20 protein-coding genes are annotated in these 23,981 nt (G+C 62.6%); 7 read left to right on the top strand and 13 right to left on the bottom strand.

Features of this window, described 5'->3' with window-relative positions; all coding sequences use genetic code 11:
* Positions 1–108 precede the first annotated feature (108 nt).
* The 3 genes from JaAD80_RS05195 (at position 109) to JaAD80_RS05185 (ending at position 1,916) form a co-directional block, all read left to right on the top strand.
* The gene (locus JaAD80_RS05195) at positions 109–588 is read left to right on the top strand and encodes a MarR family winged helix-turn-helix transcriptional regulator (RefSeq protein ID WP_180979308.1); all 480 of its coding nucleotides are present in this window, start codon (positions 109–111) and stop codon (positions 586–588) included.
* A complete protein-coding gene (locus JaAD80_RS05190; RefSeq protein WP_034778933.1) occupies positions 585–869 on the top strand; it encodes a hypothetical protein in 285 nt (94 codons plus the stop codon). Before JaAD80_RS05195 ends, JaAD80_RS05190 begins: the two co-directional genes overlap by 4 nt.
* A 198-nt stretch (positions 870–1,067) precedes the next feature.
* Positions 1,068–1,916, top strand: coding sequence for an HDOD domain-containing protein (locus JaAD80_RS05185; RefSeq protein ID WP_102293189.1), 849 nt, complete (start codon positions 1,068–1,070; stop codon positions 1,914–1,916).
* Here the strand turns inward: JaAD80_RS05185 and JaAD80_RS30565 are convergent.
* The 9 genes from JaAD80_RS30565 to queA all read right to left on the bottom strand — a co-directional run bounded on the left by JaAD80_RS30565 (position 1,913) and on the right by queA (position 10,330).
* A complete protein-coding gene (locus tag JaAD80_RS30565) occupies positions 1,913–2,077 on the bottom strand; it encodes a hypothetical protein (RefSeq protein WP_180979307.1) in 165 nt (54 codons plus the stop codon). The two genes, JaAD80_RS05185 and JaAD80_RS30565, sit on opposite strands and share 4 nt — an antisense overlap.
* A gap of 214 nt (positions 2,078–2,291) precedes the next feature.
* A complete protein-coding gene (locus tag JaAD80_RS05180) occupies positions 2,292–2,918 on the bottom strand; it encodes a glutathione S-transferase family protein (protein ID WP_102293188.1) in 627 nt (208 codons plus the stop codon).
* A gap of 87 nt (positions 2,919–3,005) precedes the next feature.
* Positions 3,006–3,707: a YafY family protein gene (locus tag JaAD80_RS05175; protein ID WP_180979306.1), complete on the bottom strand. Its 702-nt coding sequence runs from the start codon at positions 3,705–3,707 to the stop codon at positions 3,006–3,008.
* A complete protein-coding gene (locus JaAD80_RS05170) occupies positions 3,704–4,453 on the bottom strand; it encodes a hypothetical protein (RefSeq protein WP_146012259.1) in 750 nt (249 codons plus the stop codon). Before JaAD80_RS05170 ends, JaAD80_RS05175 begins: the two co-directional genes overlap by 4 nt.
* Positions 4,454–4,526: 73 nt before the next feature.
* Positions 4,527–5,549, bottom strand: coding sequence for a protein translocase subunit SecF (gene secF / locus JaAD80_RS05165; protein WP_102293186.1), 1,023 nt, complete (start codon positions 5,547–5,549; stop codon positions 4,527–4,529).
* Between the two features lie 90 nt (positions 5,550–5,639).
* Positions 5,640–7,505 (bottom strand): protein translocase subunit SecD, encoded by a 1,866-nt coding sequence (gene secD, locus JaAD80_RS05160; RefSeq protein ID WP_102293185.1) that lies wholly within the window; start codon positions 7,503–7,505, stop codon positions 5,640–5,642.
* A 103-nt stretch (positions 7,506–7,608) separates the two neighbouring features.
* Positions 7,609–7,938 (bottom strand): preprotein translocase subunit YajC, encoded by a 330-nt coding sequence (gene yajC / locus JaAD80_RS05155; RefSeq protein ID WP_102293184.1) that lies wholly within the window; start codon positions 7,936–7,938, stop codon positions 7,609–7,611.
* A gap of 195 nt (positions 7,939–8,133) precedes the next feature.
* Positions 8,134–9,273, bottom strand: a complete 1,140-nt coding sequence (tgt, locus tag JaAD80_RS05150; protein WP_034745502.1) for a tRNA guanosine(34) transglycosylase Tgt — start codon at positions 9,271–9,273, stop codon at positions 8,134–8,136.
* A gap of 1 nt (position 9,274) precedes the next feature.
* Positions 9,275–10,330, bottom strand: coding sequence for a tRNA preQ1(34) S-adenosylmethionine ribosyltransferase-isomerase QueA (gene queA / locus JaAD80_RS05145; RefSeq protein WP_102293183.1), 1,056 nt, complete (start codon positions 10,328–10,330; stop codon positions 9,275–9,277).
* A 199-nt stretch (positions 10,331–10,529) separates the two neighbouring features.
* On the opposite strand from queA, the gene recG reads away from it, so the two are divergent.
* On the top strand, positions 10,530–12,632 hold the full coding sequence (gene recG, locus JaAD80_RS05140; RefSeq protein WP_102293182.1) for an ATP-dependent DNA helicase RecG: 2,103 nt from the start codon (positions 10,530–10,532) through the stop codon (positions 12,630–12,632).
* A 101-nt stretch (positions 12,633–12,733) separates the two neighbouring features.
* Here the strand turns inward: recG and JaAD80_RS05135 are convergent, their stop codons facing one another.
* The 3 genes from JaAD80_RS05135 to JaAD80_RS05125 form a co-directional block, all read right to left on the bottom strand.
* A complete protein-coding gene (locus tag JaAD80_RS05135; RefSeq protein WP_102293181.1) occupies positions 12,734–13,693 on the bottom strand; it encodes a transposase in 960 nt (319 codons plus the stop codon).
* A gap of 341 nt (positions 13,694–14,034) precedes the next feature.
* Positions 14,035–16,140, bottom strand: coding sequence for a prolyl oligopeptidase family protein (locus JaAD80_RS05130; protein WP_102293244.1), 2,106 nt, complete (start codon positions 16,138–16,140; stop codon positions 14,035–14,037).
* A 215-nt stretch (positions 16,141–16,355) separates the two neighbouring features.
* Positions 16,356–16,781, bottom strand: a complete 426-nt coding sequence (locus JaAD80_RS05125; protein ID WP_102293180.1) for a RidA family protein — start codon at positions 16,779–16,781, stop codon at positions 16,356–16,358.
* A 144-nt stretch (positions 16,782–16,925) separates the two neighbouring features.
* On the opposite strand from JaAD80_RS05125, the gene JaAD80_RS05120 reads away from it, so the two are divergent.
* Positions 16,926–17,921 carry a LysR family transcriptional regulator gene (locus JaAD80_RS05120; RefSeq protein ID WP_102293179.1) on the top strand — a complete coding sequence of 332 codons (996 nt, stop codon included), beginning with the start codon at positions 16,926–16,928 and terminating at the stop codon, positions 17,919–17,921.
* Here the strand turns inward: JaAD80_RS05120 and JaAD80_RS05115 are convergent.
* Positions 17,863–19,647 (bottom strand): CehA/McbA family metallohydrolase, encoded by a 1,785-nt coding sequence (locus JaAD80_RS05115; RefSeq protein WP_102293243.1) that lies wholly within the window; start codon positions 19,645–19,647, stop codon positions 17,863–17,865. The two genes, JaAD80_RS05120 and JaAD80_RS05115, sit on opposite strands and share 59 nt — an antisense overlap.
* A 467-nt stretch (positions 19,648–20,114) precedes the next feature.
* Between JaAD80_RS05115 and JaAD80_RS05110 the strand changes: the two genes are divergently transcribed.
* The gene (locus JaAD80_RS05110; protein WP_102293178.1) at positions 20,115–21,410 is read left to right on the top strand and encodes an MFS transporter; all 1,296 of its coding nucleotides are present in this window, start codon (positions 20,115–20,117) and stop codon (positions 21,408–21,410) included.
* A gap of 10 nt (positions 21,411–21,420) precedes the next feature.
* A complete protein-coding gene (nirB, locus tag JaAD80_RS05105; protein ID WP_102293177.1) occupies positions 21,421–23,973 on the top strand; it encodes a nitrite reductase large subunit NirB in 2,553 nt (850 codons plus the stop codon).
* Positions 23,974–23,981: the final 8 nt, after the last annotated feature.

Raw genomic sequence — 23,981 nt, 5'->3', positions numbered from 1 at the left:
GGGCTGAGTTGCACACATGATACCGGACTTCGGCCCCATCCAGACCCTGATGCGACAGCGCATGCGACGCGGCGGAAAAAAGCGGGACAGAAGGATATAATCACTGCCATGGGTGAACGATATTTAAAAAGTATCCGGCTGCTGGCCGAATGCATGCAGGACTTCGAGCGGTTTTCTAGCGACTTCGTGCGCCAGTACGGCTTGACGCATGCGCAATTCGACATCATTGCCACGCTCGGCAACACCTCTGGCATGTCCTACAAGGAACTGGGCCAGAAAACCCTGATCACCAAGGGCACGTTGACGGGCGTGGTGGAACGGCTGGAACACAAGGGGCTGGTGATACGCGAACGTTGCCCACGCGACAAGCGCTCCTATTATGTACGCCTGAGTGCAGAGGGGGAACAGCTGTTCCAGGACGTGTTCCCCAAGCTGACAAGGCAAGGCCGGCAGCTGTTTGCCAATTACACGGACGACGATTTCAGTCGGCTGGAAGCGACCCTGGCAGGCCTGAAACAGACCATTGCCAACGCTCCAGCCAACGATTCATCCAGCACACATTCAAACAAGACAAAGGAAACAAGTTGAAAACCTCATTGCTCGAAGGCAAAAAGCCCGCTCATTTCGATAAACACATCATCGGCAACCTGCTGCTCAACGCCAGCACGCCGGAACTGGTGCGCCAGGAAAAACTGATCATCGGCGTGCGCAATGAAGACGGTGAAATCTACCGCCTGATCGGCGCAACCAAGCACAACAGCTTCATGAACGCCGTCGAGGAACTCTTCGACCTGGGCCTGACGGATGAACTGGAAGACAGCGACGAGCTGGTCGAAGGCTGTGATGCCATCTTCAGCGAATCGCTGTAGTCGCGCTTGACAAGACCTGCTGCGCGGCGGTCCTGTCCAGCGCCGTGACAATCGCTGTCCTTGAAAGGGCGCGCCGCTGATACAGTGGCGTGCCCTTTTTGCGTTTACAGGGCAGTTGCTTGCCTTTTCCTTGCCTGTTTGCGAAAAGATCACGGTTAAAAAGTTCCGCATGGAAATATTGCGAGTATAATTTTTTCAATGAACAGACTCGACGCCTTTAAAAGTATCGCTGCACTTGCCGGTCGTGGCGAACTGACTTTTCCCGCCAATGTGGACGCTTCGCTCAAGCTGCAGCAGGCGCTGGCCGACCCCGACTGCCATATCGAGGCCGCTGCCAAGCTGGTGCAGGCCGACCCGCTGCTGGCGGCGCGCACGGTGGCCATCGCCAATTCCGTGGCATTTAACCGGTCCGGCAATGAAATCACCAGCGTGCGCAACGCCGTGCAGCGCCTCGGCGTGCGCACCTTGCAATCCGTGGTGGCGTCGCTGATCGTGCGCCAGCTGGGCAGCACGATCACCGATCCCTTGCTGCAAGCCAAGGCCAACCAGTTGTGGGAGCACACGGCCCACGTGGCGGCGCTGGCGCAGGTCATCGCGCGGCGCGTCACCAAGGTCGATCCCGATACGGCCCTGTTTGCCGGCATCATGCATGAGGTGGGCGGCTTTTACATGCTGTCGCGTGCGGCCGAGTTTCCCGGCATCCTCGATGGCGAGCCGCAGGACTGGGTCGAACATGGCGAGCAAGCCATCGGCCACGGCGTGCTGACGAAACTGAAGGTGCCGGAAGCGGTGATGCAAGCCATCGGGTCGCTGTGGGAAGGCTTGCGCGCCATCCCGCCTGAATCGCTGGGCGACACCTTGCTGCTGGCGAACGACCTGGCGCCCGTGGCCTCCCCGCTGAACGAAAGCCCGGCCGCCATCGCCGTGCGTGCCGCCCGCGCCGCGCGCAGCATCGATTGCGTCATCGGCGAGAACACCACCTTGTCACGCCTGCTGGAAGAATCGGACGATGAAGTGCAGTCGCTGCTGAAGGTGCTGGTGCACTAGCCTGCGGGCTTCTTGCCCACTGGCGGCGGCGCCGCCGGCTTGACCGCATCGACGATCAGCACGTGCTTGTCCACGGCCAGGCTGGCCTGCTCCTGCTTGACCACTTGCATGGCGATGGCGCGGGTACTCAGCAGCGGTTTCGGATGGCGTGGCGTAAACATGGCATACCTTCTGGGCGGTGGATTGCAAGCCATTTGCGGCGCCATTGTCAATTTTTCAAGCTTCCCGGGCAAAAATCCAGGTAAAAAAAACCCGCTTGAAAGCGGGTAAAGTCCAAAGCTAGGGATGTCCTGAAAGAGACAGCCCTATCTTATGCGCTGCGCCGCGCCGGCTCCGTGCGTTGGCACACTTAGCGCGCACATTCAGCGCTCACATTCAGCCGGCACCCAAATCCACATGCGTTTGCTGCCAGGCAGGCAGCTGGCGCACGCGGGCATACCAGGCCTCGATATGCGCATATGGCGCCAGCGGCAAGCGCACGGCCTCGCTGTACATCAGCGGCGCGGCCACGGCGAAATCAGCCAGGCTCAGGGCCTCGCCGCACAGCCATTCGCGCCGCGCCAGGTGCGCATCGAGCACCACGGCGCACGCGTGCAATTCATGCTCGCCGCGCGCCTCTTCCAGCGGATCGGCCGCGCCATTGCCCGTCATGCCCTTCCACGCGCGTTCCCAGGCCAGCACGGCAATGGCTGGAGAGAAATGCTGTGCGGCCCAGAACAGCCAGCGGTTGACGTCGGCACGGGCCTGCGGTGCCGACGGATAGACAGTCTGGCCAGGCGCCTGCTCGGCCAGGTATTGCATGATGGCGCACGATTCCCACAGCAGGAAAGCGCCATCGGCCAGCACGGGCAGCTTGGCGTTCGGGTTCAGTTCGCCCAGGCGGCGGCGGTCATCGGCATTCATCAGGTCGACTTCGGCCAGCTCCAGAGTCAGGCCGAGGTGGATTGCCGTCATCAGGGCGCGGCGGGCATTCGAGGACATGGGGTGGTGGTACAGGCGCATGGCGGATAACTCCGGTGAGTGAATAAGCCGCCATCGTAAAACCAGTCACTGACAGTTTTTGTCAGGAGCCGCTGTCAGGAGCCGCTGTCAGGATTCCGGATCAATATCGTGCGCCTTGCGCCAGGCGTCCAGCAGCACATGGCGCCGCGTGGCATAGCGTTCCGCATGCTGCTGCACGCTGGCGATGCGGTCGATGCGGAAATGCCGGTAGTCGCCGCGCAGCTCGCACCAGGCGGCCAGCAGGCGCTTGCCCTCGAAAAAAGCCAGGGCGAACGGCCATACCGTGCGCAAGGTGGCACTGCCGTGTTCATCCTGGTAGCCCAGGGTGAGTTTCTGTTCGTAGCGGATGGCTTCGCGCACCGGCTGCACATGGCGGTCGGCCGGCTGCGTGCCATCGGCGGGACGCCCCAGCGGCACCCACAGGCTGGTCTCGGCCATGCTGTCGCGCAGGTCGCGCGGCGAAGCGGCCGCGATCTTCGCCAGCGCCGCTTCCGCCGCCTGCGCCAGGCCCGCATCGCCCTGGCGGCGCACCCAGCGCGCGCCCAGCACCAGCGCTTCCAGCTCGTCGGGGCCAAACATCAGCGGCGGCAAAAAGCTGCCACGGCGCAGCACATAGCCGATCCCCGCCTCTCCCTGCAGCGGCGCGCCCAGTTCCGCCAGGGTCTGGATATCGCGATAAATCGTGCGCTCGGATACCCCCAGCTGCTGCGCCAGCTGGGCCGCCGTGACGGGCACGCGCTTGGCGCGCATGGCGTCCATCAGCAGGAACAGCCTGCCGCTGCGGCTCATGGGCAATCCGCCAACGCCTGGTCGCCCATGACGAGGGCCGACAAGGCGGGGATATACACGTAGCCGTCGGGCAGCAGGCGCGCCGCGCGCGTGCCCTCGGCCACGCCGGCGATGCCGTAGCAGCGCTGCAGGCGCGCCGCAGCCGGCCACCAGAAGACGGCCGCCTCCTGGTCCGGGAAGCGCTGGCGCACGCTATCCGCCTGCGCCGCCACCAGGCTGAAATCGCGGTAAAAGGCGGCAGCGATACCCAGTTCCCGGGCAAAGACCGCTTCCAGCGCCGCCACGTGCGCCAGCTGCGCCGCCAGCGCCGCCGTTTCCACAGCGAGGTCTTCGGCCGCCACACCCGCCTCGACCAGGGTGCGCCGCATCTGCCCCTGGTCCGCCTGCGCACGCTGGAAGGCCGAGGCCTGCAAGGCCAGCACGGCATCGCCAGGGATCCGCTTGTGGCGCGCGGCCGGAAACACATACAGCGCGCAGCTGCCCGCGCAGACGGTATCGATGGCGACATCCCATCGCTGCTGGCGCAGGTAGCGTCCCAGCAGCATCGCCGCCTGCGGGTCGCCGCCGCCGCTGTTTACGCGCAGCATGGACGTTGCCGGCGTGGCCAGCTGCCGCAGCCTGTCCACGTCACCGTCGGCGATCACGCCACGCAGGACGATGGTATCGCGGTCCACACGGTGCAACTCCGCGGCAGCGGCCAGCGCGCCCACGCCCGCCATCATGCCCAACACTATCAAACGCTTCATCGTCATCCGTTACAAAAAAAAACGACCACCGCGCGGGTGATCGTTCTTGAATTCGTCATGCAACAAACTGCGCTTACACCACGGCGCCGTCGGTTTCGTCTTTTTCCTTGACCGGCTTGATCAAGTCTTCGCGCTTCACGCCCAGCCACATGGCGATCGATGCCGCGACGAACACGGACGAGTAAATACCGAAGCAGATACCGATGGTCAGTGCCAGGGCGAAGTGGTGCAGGGTCTGGCCGCCAAAGATCAGCATCGACAGCACCATCATCTGGGTCGAGCCGTGGGTGATGATGGTACGCGAAATGGTGCTGGTGATCGCGCTGTCGATCACTTCATGCACGGTTGCCTTGCGCTGCTTGCGGAAGTTTTCGCGGATACGGTCAAAGATCACCACCGATTCGTTGACAGAGTAACCGAGCACCGCGAGGATCGCCGCCAGTACCGTCAGCGAGAATTCCCACTGGAAGAAGGCGAAGAAGCCCAGGATGATGACCACGTCATGCAAGTTGGCGATAATCGCCGAGACAGCGTATTTCCACTCGAAGCGCACGGCCAGGTAAGCCATCACGCCCAGGATCACCATCACCAGCGCGTTCAAGCCATTCTGCGCCAGTTCCTCGCCCACTTGCGGGCCGACGAATTCGACTTTCTGCAGTACCACCGCTTCATTGCCGGCGGCATCCATGCAGGCGCTCTTGAGCACATGCTCGCCCTTCTCGGTAACGGTGTCGATGGCCTTCGCCGTGCCTTGCTCGGCCTTGCACAGCGCGTCAAACACGCGCTGCGACGTGTTGGCGGCGCTGACGCCATTTTCCACCGGCAGGCGGATCATGACGTCGCGCGCCGTGTCGAAGCTGGTCACGCCCGGCTCTTCATAGCCCATCTTGATCAGGGTGCCGCGTATGCCTTCCAGGTTGGCCGCTTTCGGGTACTTCACCTCCATCAGGGTACCGCCCTTGAATTCCACGGACAGGTGCAAGCCCTTGTGGAACAGGAAGAAGACGGCGGCAAGGAAGGTCACGGCCGAGATGACGTTGAAAATCAACGCATGGCGCATGAAGGGAATATCTTTTTTGATCCGGAAAAATTCCATGAAATCCTCTAAGTTCTATTCTGTACATCCGGTGGCAGTGCCACCGGATGCTATCGCTATTGACGCTATTGGGTCAGGCTGGGTCGTCGCTTATTTGCTCGCGCCCGGCACCCACACCGTGCCGATCGACAAGGTCGTCAGCTTTTTCTTGCGGCCATACCAGAGGTTGACCACGCCGCGCGACACGAACACGGAGGAGAACATCGAGGTCAGGATGCCCAGGCAATGCACGACGGCAAAACCGCGCACCGGACCGCTGCCGAAGGCCAGCAGCGCCAGGCCAACGATCAGGGTGGTCACGTTCGAGTCCAGAATCGTGGCCCAGGCGCGGTCGAAGCCGGCGGCGATGGCCGCTTGCGGCGTATTGCCGGCACGCAGCTCTTCGCGGATACGTTCATTGATCAGCACGTTTGCGTCAATCGCCATACCCAGCGCCAGCGCGATCGCGGCGATACCTGGCAGTGTCAGAGTTACCTGGATCATCGACAGCAAGGCGATCAGCAACAGCAGGTTGGCCGCCAGGGCCAGCACGCTGAAGGCGCCGAACAGCATGTAGTAGGCGATCATGAAGATGGCGATGGCGATGAAGCCATACAGGGTCGAATGGAAACCCTTGGCGATGTTTTCCGCGCCCAGCTGCGGTCCGATCGTGCGTTCTTCGATGACGGTCATCGGTGCGGACAGGGCGCCCGAGCGCAGCAGCAGCGCCAGTTCGTTGGCGTTTTCCGCGCCGCCCATGCCGGTGATCTGGAAGCGCGAACCGAGTTCCTGCTGGATGGTGGCAACCGACAGCACTTCCGGCTTGCCCTTTTCAAACAGCACGATGGCCATGCGTTTACCCACGCGTTCGCGCGTCGCTTCGCGCATCTTGCGTCCGCCGTCGCCGTTCAGGTCGATCGACACGGCCGCTTGCTGGTTCTGGTCGAAGCTGGCCGTGGCGCTGGAAATATAGTCGCCCGTCAGGATCACGTCTTTCGACAGCACGACAGGCACGCCCTTGCCGACGGTGAACAGTTCCGAGTTGAACGGGATGGCGCTCGACAGTTCCGTGCCCGGCACGATGGTCTCATCGACCAGGCGCACTTCCAGGGTGGCCGTGCGGCCGATGATGGCTTTTGCGCGCGCCACGTCCTGCACGCCCGGCAATTGCACCACGATGCGGTCAGGACCTTGCTGCTGGATCAGCGGCTCGGCCACGCCCAGCTCGTTGACGCGCTTGGACAGGGTGGAGATGTTTTGTTTCACACCTTCATCGATGGTGGCTTTCAGGGCCGCCGGTTTCAGCGTGATGTTCAGTTTCAGGTCGTTGCCTTCGCCCGCATCGGCGAACGCCAGTTCCGTCATCTGGTCGGACAGCACATTCTTGGCCTTCAGGCGCGTTTCCGCGTCGCGGAAGTTGATCTGCACGCTGTCGCCCACGCGCTCGATGCCGGCGTGGCGGATATTCTTGTCGCGCAGCACGCTACGCGCGGCGGACTGGATGCCTTGCACTTTCTTGTTCAATACGGCTTTGGCATCGACCTGCATCAGGAAGTGCACGCCACCGCGCAAGTCCAGGCCCAGGAACATCGGCAAGGCATGCAGTTTTTGCATCCACATCGGCGTATTGGCTTGCAGGTTGACCGTCACGATGTAGGCAGGGTCGCTCGGATCGGTATTCAGGTCCTTTTCCAGCACCAGTTTCGCCTTGAACTGGGTATCGGGATCGGCGAAACGCACGCGCACAGAGGCAAGGTTGCCGGCGCCATCCATGGTGACACCTTCCGACTTGACGTTCTCTTTCGTCAATATTTGATCGACTTGCGTCATCAGCTCGCTCGTCACCTTGACGGTCGATTTGCCGCTGGTTACTTGCAGCGCCGGTGATTCACCGAAATAATTGGGCGCCGTATAGAGTGCGCCCAGCAATAAGGCGACGACGATGATGATGTATTTCCAGGCAGGATAGCGATTCATATTGATTCAGCGTTCAGTGTTGAGCGTCGGAGGCGTCGCGAAGGGCGGCCGATAGCCGCCCCGGTCAGTCGCTACACAGGTAGCAGGTAGCGACGGCGAGGAATTACAGCGCCTTCAGGGTGCCTTTAGGCAGCAAGGTCGTGATGGAGCTCTTTTGCACCGTGATTTCGGTGCCGCTGGCCACTTCGATGGTGACGTAAGCATCCACTACCTTGACAACACGGCCCAGCATGCCGCCAGCGGTAACGACTTCGTCACCCTTGGTCAGCGCATCCATCATCGCCTTTTGTTCTTTGGCGCGTTTTTGCTGTGGGCGGATCATCAGGAAATACATGACCACGAACATCAATACCAGCGGCAGGAAGCTGGTCAGGTTGCCGCCGAGGCCGAGGGCATCGGTCGATTGCGCGTAAGCGTTGGAAATGAAAAACACGGTGACTCCAGTTCTAATCAGTTTGAAAAAACAGCGCTGTATTCTAGCATTGGCAAAAGGCCATCCCCCGAAATGCAGGCATGGCAGCTCCAAATGGGGCTAAAAAAGCATTATGCAATGCTTTATCGCCCCGTCCAAGCACCAATCTCGAAAACATCGGCCCAGGGCCTCGCGGCCCATGAACCTAAGCATTTCTTAAGTTCCCCGTGCCCGTTCCGCGTGGAATTGCAGGGTGAACGCGTGGAAACGGTCTTCATCCAGCGCTTCGCGCATCTGGCGCATCAGGTCCAGGTAGTAATGCAGGTTGTGGATGGTGTTCAGGCGCGCGCCGAGGATTTCCTTCGAGCGGTGCAGATGGTGCAGATAGGCGCGCGAAAAATTGCGGCAGGCGTAGCAGCTGCAGGTCTCGTCCAGCGGCGCCTGGTCTTCCTTGTACTTGGCATTCTTGATCTTGATGTCGCCAAAACGGGTAAACAGCCAGCCATTGCGGGCGTTGCGCGTCGGCATGACGCAATCGAACATGTCAATGCCGTTCGACACACCGGCCACCAGGTCTTCCGGCGTGCCCACGCCCATCAGGTAATGCGGCTTGTTGGCCGGCAGGCGCGGACCCACGTGGGCCAGCATGCGCATCATGTCTTCCTTCGGCTCGCCGACGGACAGGCCGCCGATGGCGATGCCGGGGAAATCGATCTCTTCCAGCTTGGCCAGCGACTCGTCGCGCAGCATTTCAAACATGCCGCCCTGCACGATGCCGAACAGCGCATTCGGATTTTCACCGCGGTGGAACTCGTCCTTCGAGCGCTGCGCCCAGCGCAAGGACATGCGCATGGACTTGGCCGCTTCCTCGATGGTGGCCGGGCGGCCTTGAATCTCGTACGGCGTGCATTCGTCGAACTGCATGACGATGTCCGAATTCAGGACGCGCTGCACCTGCATCGATACTTCCGGCGAGAGGAATAATTTATCGCCGTTGATGGGCGAATTGAAATGCACGCCCTCTTCCGTGATCTTGCGCATGGCGCCCAGCGAAAACACCTGGAAGCCGCCCGAATCCGTCAGAATCGGCTTGTTCCAGCCCATGAAACCATGCAAGCCGCCGAATTTCTCCATGACGGTGTTGCCTGGACGCAGCCACAAGTGGAAAGTGTTGCCCAGAATGATCTGCGCGTCGATCTCATTGAGTTCCAGCGGCGACATGGCTTTCACGGAGCCGTAAGTGCCCACTGGCATGAAGATCGGCGTCTGCACGACGCCATGGTTGAGTTTCAAGGTGCCGCGGCGTGCCTTGGTCAGGCCGCTCGTGTCGGTCTTGAGTAATGTAAATTCCAGCATGTCAGTCCTTCACGGGAGTATCAAGGTTCAACGCAGCGCGCGATTGCGTGGTGAGCAGCATCGCATCGCCATAGCTGAAGAAACGGTAATTCTGCGCGATCGCATGCGCATAGGCGCTGCGGATCGGCTCATAGCCGGCAAAGGCCGACACCAGCATCAGCAGGGTCGACTTCGGCAAATGGAAGTTGGTGATCAAACGCGTCACCGTCTTGAAGGCATAGCCGGGCGTGATGAACAGGGCCGTATCGGCGCTGCCCGCCACCAGCCGGCCGCTTTGCGAGGCCGATTCCAGCGCGCGCAGGCTGGTCGTGCCGACGGCCACGACGTCGCGCCCGGCCAGTTGCGCGGCGCGTACGGCATCGACGGTTTCCTGCGGCATGGTGTACCACTCGGTATGCATCTTGTGTTCGGCCAGTACTTCCGTGCGCACGGGCTGGAAGGTGCCGGCGCCCACGTGCAGGGTCACATAGGCAAAATTGACGCCCTTGGCCTTCAATTGATCAAGCAGGGCCTGGTCGAAATGCAGGCCGGCCGTCGGCGCGGCGACGGCGCCCGGTACCTTGTTGAAGACGGTTTGATAGCGCGTTTCGTCGAATTCGTCCGCATCGTGCTCGATGTAGGGCGGCAGCGGCAAACGGCCATGCGCCTCGATCAGTTCGAACACGTCGGCCTCGAAGTGCAGGGTAAAGAATTCGCCGGCGCGCTGGCCTACCGTGACGTCAAAGGCGTCGGCCAGGCGGATGCGGCAACCGGGCGGCGGCGACTTCGAGGCGCGCACCTGGGCCAGCACGGTACGCTCGTCGAGTACGCGCTCGACCAGCGCCTCGATCTTGCCGCCGCTTTCCTTGACACCAAAGAAACGCGCCTTGAGCACGCGCGTGTCGTTCATCACCAGCAGGTCGCCCGCCTGCAACAGTCCGACGATGTCGGCGAACTGGCGGTCGACCAGGGCATCGCCGTCCAGGTGCAAAAGGCGCGAGGCGCTGCGCTCGGCCAGCGGAGTTTGCGCAATGTTTTCTTGCGGCAAATTAAAATCGAAATCGGAAAGCGAATACATGCGTTTTGCTTCAAAAGTACGTCAAAAATGATTAGGAGTGCGCAATGAAACATCTGGCACTATACTGTGCGCCTATACAGGCATTACAATAATCCGCCGCAGCAATTTACAACTGCGGTACGCACAGGGTGTGCCGGACAACCCTCTATTTTACGCTAGCGGCATAAAAACCTGCGCTAATGGCACCAAAACCTTGCATATGCCTGATCCAAAGCCTGATCTTCCACCTGCCGCCAAGCCTGCCGCAAAGCCGAAAGCCGCCAAAAAGGTGGTCAGTACGGAAAGCCGGCTGGCCAAGCTGGGCTTGCGCACGGATATGGACCTGGTGCTGCATTTGCCGATGCGCTATGAGGACGAAACCAAGGTCTACACCATCCGCGACGCCTGCCTGCGCGGCGGCGAGTCGTGGCAGGTCGAGGGCATCGTCACCAAGTGCGAAGTCAATTTCAAGCCGCGCAAGCAATTGCTGGTGACGATCGCCGACGAAACGGGCAACTTGCTGCTGCGCTTCATGAATTTCTACGGCAGCCAGGTCAAGCAGCTGGCCGAAGGCACGCGCGTGCGGGCGCGCGCCGAACTCAAACACGGTTTTTTTGGCGCCGAGATGGTGCACCCGACGTATAAGGTGGTCAACGAAGGCGCGCCGCTGCCCACGGCCCTCACGCCCGTGTATCCGTCCGGCGAAGGCCTGTCGCAGCACGTGCTGCGGCGCGAGATCGCCGACGCCATGCGCCGCATCGACTGGCAGGATACCCTGCCCGAGCAGCTGCTGCGCGAGATGCAGCTGTCGCCGTTCCGCGCCGCCGTGCACCTGCTGCACTATCCGCCGCAGGACATCGATGAAAGCGCGCTGATGGACCGCTCGCATCCAGCCTGGGTGCGCATGAAGTTCGATGAATTGCTGGCGCAGCAGCTGTCGCTGAAACGCGCCCAGCGCGCGCGCCGCTCGAAAGGCGCCGCCTCGCTGCCCATCGTCGGCAGCCTCTCGGCAGCCTTTGGCGCGGCCCTGCCCTTCAAGCTGACGGGCGCGCAGGCGCGCGTGCTCGACGAGATCCGCGCCGACCTGCGCCAGCCCTACCCGATGCAGCGGCTGCTGCAGGGCGACGTCGGCAGCGGCAAGACGGTGGTCGCCGCCCTGTCGGCCACGCAAGCCATCGACAGCGGCTACCAGGCCGCGCTGATGGCACCCACGGAGATCCTCGCCGAGCAGCACTTCCGCAAGATTGCCGCCTGGATGGAGCCGCTGGGCGTGAAGGTGGCATGGCTGACGGGCAGCCTGAAGAAAAAGGAAAAGACGGCGGCGCTGGCCCTGATCGAATCGGGCGAAGCGCAGCTGGTGATCGGCACGCACGCGCTGATCCAGGACAACGTGCTGTTCGCCAAACTGGGCCTGGTGATCGTCGACGAGCAGCACCGCTTCGGCGTGGGCCAGCGCCTGACCCTGCGCAACAAGGGCGACAGCGCGGCCGTGCCGCACCAGCTGATGATGTCGGCCACGCCGATCCCGCGCACCCTGGCCATGACGTATTACGCCGACCTGGAAGTGTCGGTGATCGACGAGCTGCCGCCAGGTCGCAGCCCCATCGTCACGCGCGCCATCGACCAGAACCGGCGAGATGAAGTCATCGCCCGCGTGTATGCGGCCGCGCTGGAAGGCCGGCAAGTGTACTGGGTCTGCCCGCTGATCGAGGAATCGGAAGCGCTGCAGCTGCAGACGGCCACCGACACCTGCATGATGCTGGCCGAAGCCCTGCCCGCGCTGCAGGTGGGCCTGGTGCATGGCCGTTTGAAACCGGCGGAAAAGCAGGAAGTGATGGATGCCTTCATCGCCGGGCATATCCACGTATTGGTGGCCACCACCGTCATCGAGGTGGGCGTCGACGTACCGAACGCCTCGCTGATGGTGATCGAGCACGCCGAGCGTTTCGGCTTGTCGCAGCTGCACCAGCTGCGCGGGCGGGTGGGACGCGGCACGGCGGCCAGCGTCTGCCTGCTGCTGTACCAGGGCCCGCTGGGCGGCGTGGCGCGCCAGCGCCTGATGACCATGCGCGAAACCACCGACGGCTTTGAAATCGCCCGCCGCGACCTGGAAATCCGCGGCCCCGGCGAGTTCCTTGGCGCGCGCCAGTCCGGCCAGGCCATGCTGCGCTTCGCCGACCTGGAAACGGATCAATGGCTGGTAGATCAGGCGCGCGACGTGGCGCACGATCTGCTGCACGCCACCACGGCGGCCGCCGCAAGCACCGTGGAAGCGCACCTGGCGCGCTGGCTGGGTGGCAAAGAGGAATTTTTGAAAGTATAGGTCAGGTATCGCAGGCTTGCGGATGTTGTCGGATTGCGCGCTGCGCGCTAATCCGACCTACGCCTACGCACATAGGCAAACGGTAGATACTGTTATCCCCGTCAAGCGGCATGGAGGGTCGGATCAAATATTTTGCCCGACCTGAGCACGCCGAATGCTACGTGCACCAGCTTGCGCATCATGGCGCCGATGATCAGTTTCTTTGCCTTGCCAGCAGCACGGAGGCGCTGGCCAAAGCGCTTGCCCCAGGCTGTCCGGTACACGGTCACCATGGCTGGCATGTATAGCGCTTTGCGCAGGAAGCTGTGGCCGACCTTCGACATGCGTGGCTTGCCACGCACGCTGGAACCCGACTCGTGTTGGCGCGGGTCGAGTCCCGCAAACGCCACGGCTTGCTTGGCGCTGTCGAAGCGCTCGGGATTGGCATAGTAGGACAGCAGCACCGGAATCGACCGCTCGCCCAGACCAGGAATGGTGTCGAGCAGCTCACTCTTGCCGCGTAAATCCGGGTCGTCATTGATATGCCGTTTGATGGCTTGGATCAGCTCCTTGATCTGGCCATCGAGCCAGGTAATGTGATCGACGATGCCTTGGCGCACGGCTTCACGTGCCACATCGAGCCGGTTGCATTCCTGCTGGCGCATGGTTTGCAAGGCTTCCAGGCGCAGCACCATGGCGCGTAGTGCCTGTTCGGCGGGCGACGGCGCCAGCCACGGCTCGGGCTGGCGTTCATGGGCGAAGTCGGCGATCAGCTGCGCATCGACTTTGTCCGTTTTCGTGCGCACCAGGCGCGAAGCGCCGAAGGCCTTGATCTGCGCTGGATTGATGACACTGACCAGCATGCCACATCCTGCCAGATATTCGGCCACCTTTTCCCAGTAGGTACCGGTCGCTTCCATGCATACGCGCGGGCTGCCGGCATCCTGCTTGAGCAGCCATTCGCTAAGTGCAATGAATCCTTTGTGATTGTTTTCTACTACTTTGTTACGGTGTTTTCCGTTGGGCAGGCGCAGCGCGCAGTCGAGCTTCGCCTTGGCAACGTCGATTCCTAAATTAAACATGCTGTGGTCCTCTTGCGATCTACCTTGTGAATGCGGGCTAACCGGCATGCCGGTGCCAAAGATACTGTCCGATCTTGACATTGAGGATGGGTAACTGGTGCGAGATCTACGAAACTGGCTCGAAGCCTAAGGGCGGATACGGCATCCAGTTACCCGGTCTTGATATGCTTACCAAGATTTTGACAGCGGTCGATACCGTTCGCAATATCACGAACGGCATGAAAGGAATAATACAAGGTCGGATTAGCGGCGTAGCTGCGTAATCCGACAGCACCACGGGCGCAGGCCAACAATGTTGTCGGCTTATGTCGACCTACGCCTACCGATGGCGATCCACCGCTTTACTTCAGTTGCTCCTGCAGGAAGGTGTAGGTCAGTGCCCACATCAGCGCCTGCTGGTCGTTGTTGGCGGCGCCGGCATGGCCGCCTTCCGTGTTTTCCCAGTACAGCACGTCGTGGCCTTGCTCTTCCATCTTGGCCACCATCTTGCGCGCGTGGCCGGGGTGGACCCGGTCGTCGCGCGTGGATGTGGTAAACAGCACGCGCGGGTATTTCTTGTCCTTGAAGACGTTCTGGTACGGCGAGTACTTGCTGATGTACGCCCATTGTTCCGGCACGTCCGGGTCGCCATATTCTCCCATCCACGAGGCGCCCGCCAGCAGCTTCTTATAGCGGCGCATGTCAAGCAGCGGCACCTGGCTGACGACGGCGTTGAACAGGTCGGGACGCTGGGTCAGCACGGCGCCCGTCAGCAGGCCGCCATTGCTGCCGCCCATGATGCCCAGGTGGCGCGGGGTGGTGATCTTGCGGGCGATCAGGTCCTGCGCCACGGAGATGAAGTCGTCATAGGCGCGCTGGCGGTTTTCCTTCAGCGCCGCCTGATGCCAGCGGGGGCCGAATTCGCCGCCGCCGCGGATGTTCGCCAGCACGTACACGCCGCCTTTTTCCAGCCAGGCCACGCCGGTGGTGCCGCTGTAGCTTGGTTTCAGCGACACTTCAAAGCCGCCGTAGCCATACAGCACGGTGGGATTGCTCCCGTCGAACTTCGTCTTCTTGTTCATGATGGCGAAATACGGCACCTTGGTGCCATCCTTCGACGTCGATTCGAACTGTTCCACCTTGTAGGGCGTGGCGTCGTAGAAGGCCGGCAGCGACTTGATTTTCGTGCGCTTGTCGCTCTGCGCCGTGCCCAGGTACAGGGTGGTGGGGTTGAGGAAGTCGGTCACCGTCAGGAAGTACTGGTCCGAATCGACCGGGTCGAGCGCGTTCGTCGCCAGGGTGCCCAGTTTCGGCGCGTCGACCTCGCGGCGCAGCCACTTGCCGTTCACGTGGCGCAGTTCCGTCAGGCGGTTTTTCACTTTATCCAGGATGGTCACGAGGATGGCCGATTTGGTCGGCGTGACATTGTCCAGCGACGTCGTCGCGGTGGGCGCGAACAGCACTTCCAGATCCTGCTTGCCCTGCATGAAGGCCTTGAAATCGGTGGCCAGCAGGGCGCCTTGCGGATAGGTCTTGCCGTTGACTTTCCAGTCCGAGCGCAAGGTGATGATCAGCTGGTCGCGCACGGTGAAGGCCGTGGCATCGTCCGGCTTCGGCACTTTTGTCAGCTTGGCGCCGTCGCGCAGGAACATCTCGCCGCTGTAGAAATCGATCTGCCGTTCGATGAACTGGTGTTCGTGGCCGGGCGTGAAATCCTTGTAGGCTGCCGCGCTCAAGTCGTCGGCCTTGGCTTCATATACGGTTTGCGCCTGCGGCAGTGGCGTGCCGCGCTGCCACTGCTTGATGATGCGCGGATAGCCGGAGCTGGTCATCGAGCCGGGGCCGAAATCGGTGGAGACGAACAGGGTATCCTGGTCGATCCAGCTGACGCTGCCTTTCGCTTCGGGCAAGGTGAAGCCGCCATCGACGAAGGCGCGCTTGGCCACGTCGTATTCGCGCACCACCTTGGCGTCGCCGCCGCCGCGCGACAGGGAAATGAGGCAGCGTTCGCCCTTCGGATACAGGCATGACGCGCCGCCCCAGACCCAGTTTTCATTCTCGCCGGCGGCCAGCTGGTCGAGGTCGATCACGGTTTCCCAGGCTGGCTCGGCCAGCTGATACTGCGCCAGGGTCGTGCGGCGCCAGATGCCGCGCACGTGCTGGGCATCGCGCCAGAAATTATAGTAATACTCGCCTTCCTTGCTGACGAAGGGAATGCGCTCTTTTGAATTGAGGATGGTTTTCAGACTCGCCTGCAGCGCCGCGAAACCAGGCTGGCTTTCCAGTTCCTTGACGGTGACGGCATTGTGCTGTTTGACCCAGGCCAGCGGCTTGTCGCCGAGGACTTCTTCCAGCCATTGATGGGGATCGGTATTGGCGGCGGCGGGGGAGGGGGCTTGTGCGTGGGCAATGCCCGCTGCGGCCAGGCCGAGCAGCATGCTGCTGGCGAAGGTACGATATGACGACATGTAGGATTCCTTGATGGTCCGGGTGGAAGCCGTGTTGCTGATCAAAACGGCGCATTCATGGTGCCATGGATTGCTCAAGGGAACCAGTGTCAGGTGGATATCAGTAAAGGAGTGGCATGTTTTTCCTATAATATTCGCCATGCCTGCGCCAGGCCGTATTTTCTGCGGCAAGGGGCGCAGGCGGCGTATGTTAATTTCGTGCCTACAGGAAAGTACTAGCCCGGCAGCCTGGCCACCACCTTGATCTCGAACTGGAAACCGTACAGCCAGGTGACGCCCACGGCCGTGACGGCGGGATGCGGCGCCACGCCCCAGTATTCGGCCTGCACGATATCCCAGATGCGCTGGAAAGTCGCTTCCGGGTTGACGATAAACACCGTCACGTCGACCACGTCGTCGAAGGTGCAATCGGCGGCGTGCAGGATGGCGTTCAGGTTCTCGAAGGCCAGCCGGACTTGCGCTTCCAGTTCCGGTTCCGGCGAACCATCCGCGCGGCTGCCCACCTGGCCCGAGACGAACAGCAAGCCACCGGCCCGCACGGCGGGCGAATAGCGGTTCTTTTCATACAAGGCCTGGCGGCCTGGCGGGAACACCACGTCGCGTTGCTGCGTGTTGCGCGTGTTTGTCTTGCTATCGTTCATTGCATTGCTCCTGTGTGATGGCGATGGTCTGCGGCCAGACCGGCCGCCTGGAGCACACTGTAGCCTTCCGCACCGTGCAGATAAACAGGCAAGTGCCCTCAAGACTGTTTGTATAATCCAAACAATCGAGTGAAGGAGGTGGCGATGGATAAACTGGATGCGATGCGGGTGTTCGTGCGGGTGGTCGAGACGGGCAGCTTTACCCGCGCGGCCCAGACCTTGCACATGAGCCGCACGAGCGTGACGCAGCTGGTGCAGCAGCTGGAGGCGCGGCTGCGCCTGAAATTGCTCAACCGCACGACGCGCAAGGTCAACGTCACGGCCGATGGCGCTGCCTATTACGAGCGCATCGTCCCCGTGCTGGCCACCCTGGACGAGATTGAAACCACCTTGCCCGGCGCCGCCGCGCTGCCTCGTGGCCAGCTGCGCGTAGATGTGCCCAGTCCGTTCGCCAGCCTGCTGCTGGTGCCGGCGCTGCCGCGCTTCCATGCACGCTACCCGGACATCCAGCTGGACCTGGGGGCCAGCGACCGCATGGTCGATGTGATTGGCGACAACGTCGACTGCGTGATCCGTGGCGGCGAGATACGCGACCAGTCGCTGGTGGCACGCAAGATCGGCGACTTGCAACTGGCCGTGTATGCGGCGCCCGCCTACCTGGCAAGAGCAGGCACGCCTATCCATCCGGAGCAGCTGCACGAGGCACAGCACCGCATCGTGCGCTTTCGCTGGGGACGCGATGGCACTTTCCCTGCCGTGATGCAGCACGGCGGCACGCGGATAACGATAGCAGGCCAGCACATTCTGTCCATCGACGATGGTAACGCCTATCTGGCGGCAGGGCTGGCGGGCCTGGGCGCGTTATGGCTGCCCGACTACATGGCCAAGCCCCATGTGGCAACCGGGGCCTTGCTACCCCTGTTCACGGAGTGGCAGATTGCACCGATGCCGCTGTATCTGGCGTATGCGCCCAAGCGCCACGTCAGCAAGAAGCTGCGCGTCTTCATCGACTGGGTACTGGAATTGATGGCAGAGCATGCGCCGCTAGTGTCGCAGTTGCCGCCCGCCGTGGCCTCGCGTGCTACATCGGCGGCTCCTTCCACGGCTGCTGATCAGACCGCTGAACAGGCAGCTGATTGACCCAGACGGGCGCCGACCAGACGAGATTGCCGTCGTCCTGCGTCAGGCGTACATAATAGAAATGCGGACCGGGCGCCGGCGTGACGGTGACGCTGGCCTGGTCGGCGATGGCCGTGACGGAACCGTTGCCGCCCGGTACGCCGTGGAAGATGGCGACGGCCGCCGCCTCGCGTCCGGCGCTGTTGCTGAAATGGGTGGCCAGGTGCAACGGCCCCCGGTTGTCGAAGCGTTCGCCCATCAGTTTGCCGTTGGCCGTGAACAGCAGCTGTGCATGCTTGTCCATGGTGGCAAACACGCGGCGTGCGCGCAGCGCTTCCAGGAAACTGTCGCGTGTCAATGCCTGCGGCGTAGCGGTGCCGGTGGCGCCCGCTGGCATGCTGGACACCAGCACGGCCGTGCGGTTGCCATACGCGGCGCCCCAGTTGGCGCAGTGATTGTCCTGGTTGCTGCTGAATGCCACGTGGTAGCCGGCCGCCAGCGCACGGTTGCAGGCCGCCTCGTAATTGCTGTGCCGTGTTTCCGTTTCGTGGTCGTTGGTGGAAAACGCGGACGTGTTCATCACTTCGCACAAGACCATGGCCGCGTCGCCATCGGCCGTGAAACCCAGCGGCTGGCCATTCACGAGAAACTGTCCCGCAGACGCAGGATGGTTGAACTGGCCCAGCCAGCCCCGTGTGCGCATCAAGCTGTACAGGGCGGCGTAGTCGCCCTTCGGCGTGTCGATATCGGCCAGCAGTTCACCGCGCCCGTTCCTTTCCCAGCCCAGCAACTGGTCGCTGTTCAGAATATTCAGGTGCCCGCCCTTGTTGATGACGCCCCATTCCATGCCGTACAGGGCCAGGAAGCCAGGGTGGGCGGCCGAATACGCGGCCGCTTCGGCCAGTCCAGTCTGGTACAGGGCCTTCGCTTCAGACGGTTCCGCCGCGCTGTTGGTGCCGTCGGAACCGTCATACATATGATTGTGCTCGGACGTCAGCAGGGCGTCGAGGCCATGCTGCTGCGCATATCGATAGGCATCGATGGGACCGAACGGCGCTGTTTGCGGTTCCTGCGCGCCACGGCAAGCGTCCAGCGCCGCGCCGCCATCGCTGTGGCGCGTCTGGCTGTGCAGGTTGGCATGAACGATGCGGTAGTCGGCCTGGCCCTCAAGGCCCGGCAGTTGCTGCATGCCGGCCTGGAAGGCGGGAACGCTGGGCGCCGCGCTGCGCTCCCGCTGCACCTGGATTTGCCATCGCTGCTCCACTTGCTCCGCTTGCGCCGCCTGCTCCCCTTGCTCCCCTTGCTCCTCATGCGTCCCCTGCGGCGTGCCCGCATCGGCCACGGCAAGCAAGCGCAGCTGGTACATGCCGTCAGGGACCAAGGCACGGCGTTCGCGCGCATCGGCGTCCGCGCGGCCATCCCAGGGCAGGCGGATGCTGCGGCCGCTGGCGCCCACCTGCTCCGTGCCCGACCAGCGCCGCAGCACGGCGCCTTGCGGACCGGGACCGGACAAGGTCAGGCTCCAGCGCACCGCATGCAGGCGCCCGCCATCGGGAAAGTCCAGGCGCACGATAAAGGTGCGTGCCTGCGTTGCCCGTGCACCGGCTGTGGCGCGGAATGGCGCTTGCACGGTGGCATCGAGTTCGCTGTGTTCCTTCGGCTCGGCACCGGCTTGGGCTTGTGCTGCCGCGCTGCTGCTCCAGGCAAACAGGACGGCGCCGACGCACGCGCATGCCATCCATGGCATTTGGCGGTAATGTTGGCGCCGATGCTGCTGCCAAGCTTGCCGCCAGGACATGCCTTCTGACGGCTTGCTCATGCGCTTGCTGATTCGCCTCTTTACTGGCTCGCGCATTCGATTGCTTGCTTGATCGCCGCTCTGATCGCTCACCTGATCCTCCCGGCAAGTTATCCAATAACTATTTAGACCAGCCAGCAACCCCGCCAGTTCCCGCTTGCACCAGGAAGTGGCGTGCGTGCACCGTCAGCTACCATGATCTGGCGCAAAGGCCGTGCTGATAAGGACCCTAGCCCCTGCGGTGAGCTGGCACGGCGTTTGCTACACAGGAGGTACGGATCAACGGCGATCCCCTGAATAAACGCACAACGGTCCAACGACGGACCACCTGGACAACGGCGTCCGCCCTGGCTGATTTTTCATCGGCAGGGGCGGGCGCGTTTTGTTTTATCAACGGGATACTTCGGGAACCAATCATGGCCAGCCAAAAAGCAACGCGCATCGCGCTCTTCTCCCTCGCCACGCCGCCCATGCGCGCATTCCACCTGACGTGGATGGCATTTTTCGTGTGTTTCTTCGCCTGGTTTGCCTGCGCGCCGCTGATGCCGGTCATCAAGGGCGAGTTTGGTCTTTCCTTGGCGCAAGTGGCCAATATCAATATCGCGGCCGTCGCCATCACCATCCTCGTGCGCCTGATCGTGGGGCCGCTGTGCGATCGCTACGGCCCGCGCAAGACCTACACGGGCTTGCTATTGCTGGGCGCCATCCCCGTGCTGGGCGTGGCCGCTTCGCAGAGCTATGAAAGCTTTCTGTTCTTTCGCCTGGGCATCGGCGCCGTCGGTGCCAGCTTTGTCATCACGCAATATCACACCTCCGTGATGTTCGCCCCGCGTGTCGTCGGCACGGCGAATGCGGCCGCCGCCGGTTGGGGCAATGCGGGCGGCGGCGCGGCGCAGGCGCTGATGCCGCTATTGCTGGGCGCCGTGCTGATGCTGGGCGTGTCCGAATCGATGGGCTGGCGCGTGGCCTTGCTGGTACCGGGCGTACTGATGCTGGTGATGGCGGCCCTCTACTGGCGCTATACGCAGGATTGCCCTGAAGGTAATTACTCGGACTTGCGCGCCGCCGGCACCGCCATCGAAGGTGGCAAGAAGGGGGGCTGGGACAGCTTCAAGGCGGCCAGTTCCAACTACCGCGTGTGGCTGCTGTTCGTCACCTACGGCGCCTGTTTCGGCATCGAGATTTTCATCCACAATATCGCCGCCGTGTACTACGTCGACCATTTCGGCCTGTCCCTGAAATCGGCCGGCCTGGCCGCCGGCAGCTTCGGCTTGCTGGCCCTGTTTGCCCGCGCCCTGGGCGGCTGGATGTCCGACAAGCTGGCGCTGCGCGGCAACCTGAACAGCCGCGTCACCCTGCTGTTCATGCTGATGATCGGCGAAGGCGTTGGCCTGCTGTGGTTTGCCAAGGTCGACAGCGTCACCTGGGCCGTCATCGCCATGCTGGTCTTCGGCCTGTTCACCCACATGGCGTGCGGCGCGACCTATGCGCTGGTGCCCTTCATCGACAGCCGCGCGCTGGGCGGCGTGGCAGGGATTATCGGCGCCGGCGGCAACGTGGGCGCCGTGGCGGCCGGTTTCCTGATGAAGGGCACGGGCGACATCCGCCAGACCCTGATCATCCTGAGCGTGCTGGTGGTGATTTCGGCCCTGTGCGCCATCGCCGTGCGTTTTACCCGCGAGGCGGCCGAACCAAGCATGGCCGCGGCCTGAGGAGACAGTAATGACTCACCCTTTGAACATCGTCGTCCTTGGCCATGGCATGGTCGGGCATAAATTCCTCGAACGGCTGGCGCTGGAGAACAACACGCGCCTGCGCGTCACCGTGCTGTGCGAAGAGCCGCGCCCCGCCTACGACAGGGTGCACCTGTCCGAATTTTTCAGCGGCAAATCGGCGGACGAGCTGTCGCTGGTGGCGCCCGGATTCTTCGACAAGGACAACCTGGTTCTAAAGCTCAACGCGCGCGCCGTGTCCATCGACCGGACGGCGAAAACCGTCACCGCCAGCACGGGCGACGTGCTGGCCTACGACAAGCTGGTGTTCGCCACCGGCTCGACGCCGTTCGTGCCGCCGCTGCCGGGCAAGGAGCGCGACGGCTGCTTCGTCTACCGCACCATCGAAGACCTGGAAGCCATGCTGGCCTGGGGTGGAAAGTCCAGAACGGGTGTGGTGATCGGCGGCGGGCTGTTGGGCCTCGAATGCGCGAAGGCCTTGCGCGACCTGAAACTCGACACCCACGTGGTGGAATTCGCGCCGCGCCTGATGGCCGTGCAGGTCGATGAAGGCGGCGCGCGCGTCCTGCGCCGCAAGATCGAGGAACTGGGCGTGACCGTGCACACGCAAAAGAACACGCTGGCCATCGTCGACGGCGAAGCGGCCACGCACCGCATGCAGTTCGCCGACGGCAGCCACCTGGAAGCGGACATGATCGTCTTCTCGGCCGGCATCCGTCCGCGCGACGAACTGGCGCGCGCCTGCGGCCTGGAGGTGGGACCGCGCGGCGGCATCGCCATCGACGACAGCTGCGTCACCTCCGACCCGGATATTTACGCGATCGGCGAATGCGCGCTGTGGGGCGGCCTGGTGTTCGGCCTGGTGGCGCCCGGCTACGAAATGGCCCGCATCGCGGCGCGCCATGTGCTGCAGGAAGAGGGTGAAGCATCGTTCAAGGGCGCCGACATGAGCACCAAGCTCAAACTCATGGGCGTGGACGTGGCCAGCCTGGGTGACCCGCACGGCAATGCGCCGGGCAGCCGTTCCTACCAGTTCATGGACGAGCGCAAGCAGATCTACAAGAAAATCGTCGTTTCCGATTGCGGCAAGTATTTGCTGGGCGGCGTGATGGTGGGCGACGCCAGCGAATACGGCACCTTGCTGCAGATGATGCTCAATAAAATCGAGCTGCCGGAGTTCCCCGAGTTCCTCATCCTGCCGCAGGCCGATGGCCAGCAAAAGGCGGGCCTGGGCGTGGATGCGTTGCCCGAGTCGGCGCAGATCTGCTCGTGCAACGACGTCTCGAAAGGCGCGTTGTGCGCGGCCGTCGCCGATGGCGCCACGACCATCGGCGCCTTGAAGACCTGCACGAAAGCGGGCACGGCGTGCGGCGGCTGCGTGCCGCTGGTGACGCAGATCATGAAGGCGGAGATGCAGAAGCAGGGCCTGGCCGTGAATAATCACGTGTGCGAACACTTTGCCTACTCGCGCCAGGAACTGCACCACCTGGTGCGGGTTGGCAAAATCCGCAGCTTCGGCGCGCTGCTTGCGGCGCATGGCCAGGGTCTCGGTTGCGACGTGTGCAAGCCAGTGGCGGCGAATATCCTCGCCTCGTGCTGGAACGATTTCGTGCTCTCTCCCGTCCACGCCAGCCTGCAGGATAGCAACGACTACTTCCTTGGCAATATCCAGAAGGATGGCACGTACTCGGTGGTGCCGCGCATGCCGGGCGGCGAAGTGACGGCCGACGGCTTGATCGCCGTGGGCATGGTGGCGAAAAAATACGGTTTATATACAAAAATCACGGGCGGCCAGCGGGTCGACCTGTTCGGCGCGCGCGTGGACCAGTTGCCGGCCATCTGGGAAGAACTGATCGCGGCAGGCTTCGAGTCGGGCCACGCCTACGGAAAATCCTTGCGCACGGTGAAATCGTGCGTCGGTTCCACCTGGTGCCGCTATGGCGTGGCCGACAGCGTGGGCTTTGCGATTCAGCTGGAAAACCGCTACAAGGGCTTGCGCACGCCGCACAAGATCAAGTTCGGCGTCTCCGGCTGCACGCGCGAATGCGCCGAAGCGCAGGGCAAGGACATCGGCCTGATCGCCACGGAAAAGGGCTGGAATTTGTACGTGTGCGGCAATGGCGGCATGAAGCCGCGCCATGCGGAACTGATCGCCTCCGATCTCGATGAAGCGACCCTGGTGCGCTATGTCGACCGCTTCCTGATGTTTTACGTGCGCACGGCCGACCGCCTGCAGCGCACCAGCGTGTGGCGCGACAACCTGGAAGGGGGCCTCGATTACCTCAAGCGCGTCATCATCGACGACAGCCTGGGCCTGGCGGCGGAACTGGAAGCGGACATGCAGCACGTGGTCGACACCTATGCCTGCGAATGGAAGGAAGCCGTGTCCAACCCCGCCGTGCGCCAGCGTTTCCGCCACTTCGTCAACAGCGAGAAGAACGATGAAAACGTGGTGTTCGTCGAAGAGCGGGGCCAGATCCGGCCTGCCACTGAAACTGAACGCCGCAGCCCCGTGATCCCCATCCTTGCCGTGGAGGCGTGAGCCATGAA

This window comes from Janthinobacterium sp. AD80 (genome assembly GCF_002878455.1).
GTDB lineage: Bacteria > Pseudomonadota > Gammaproteobacteria > Burkholderiales > Burkholderiaceae_D > Janthinobacterium.
Note: the sequence above shows the minus strand (reverse complement) of the source record. Positions and strands in the feature narration are given on the sequence as shown.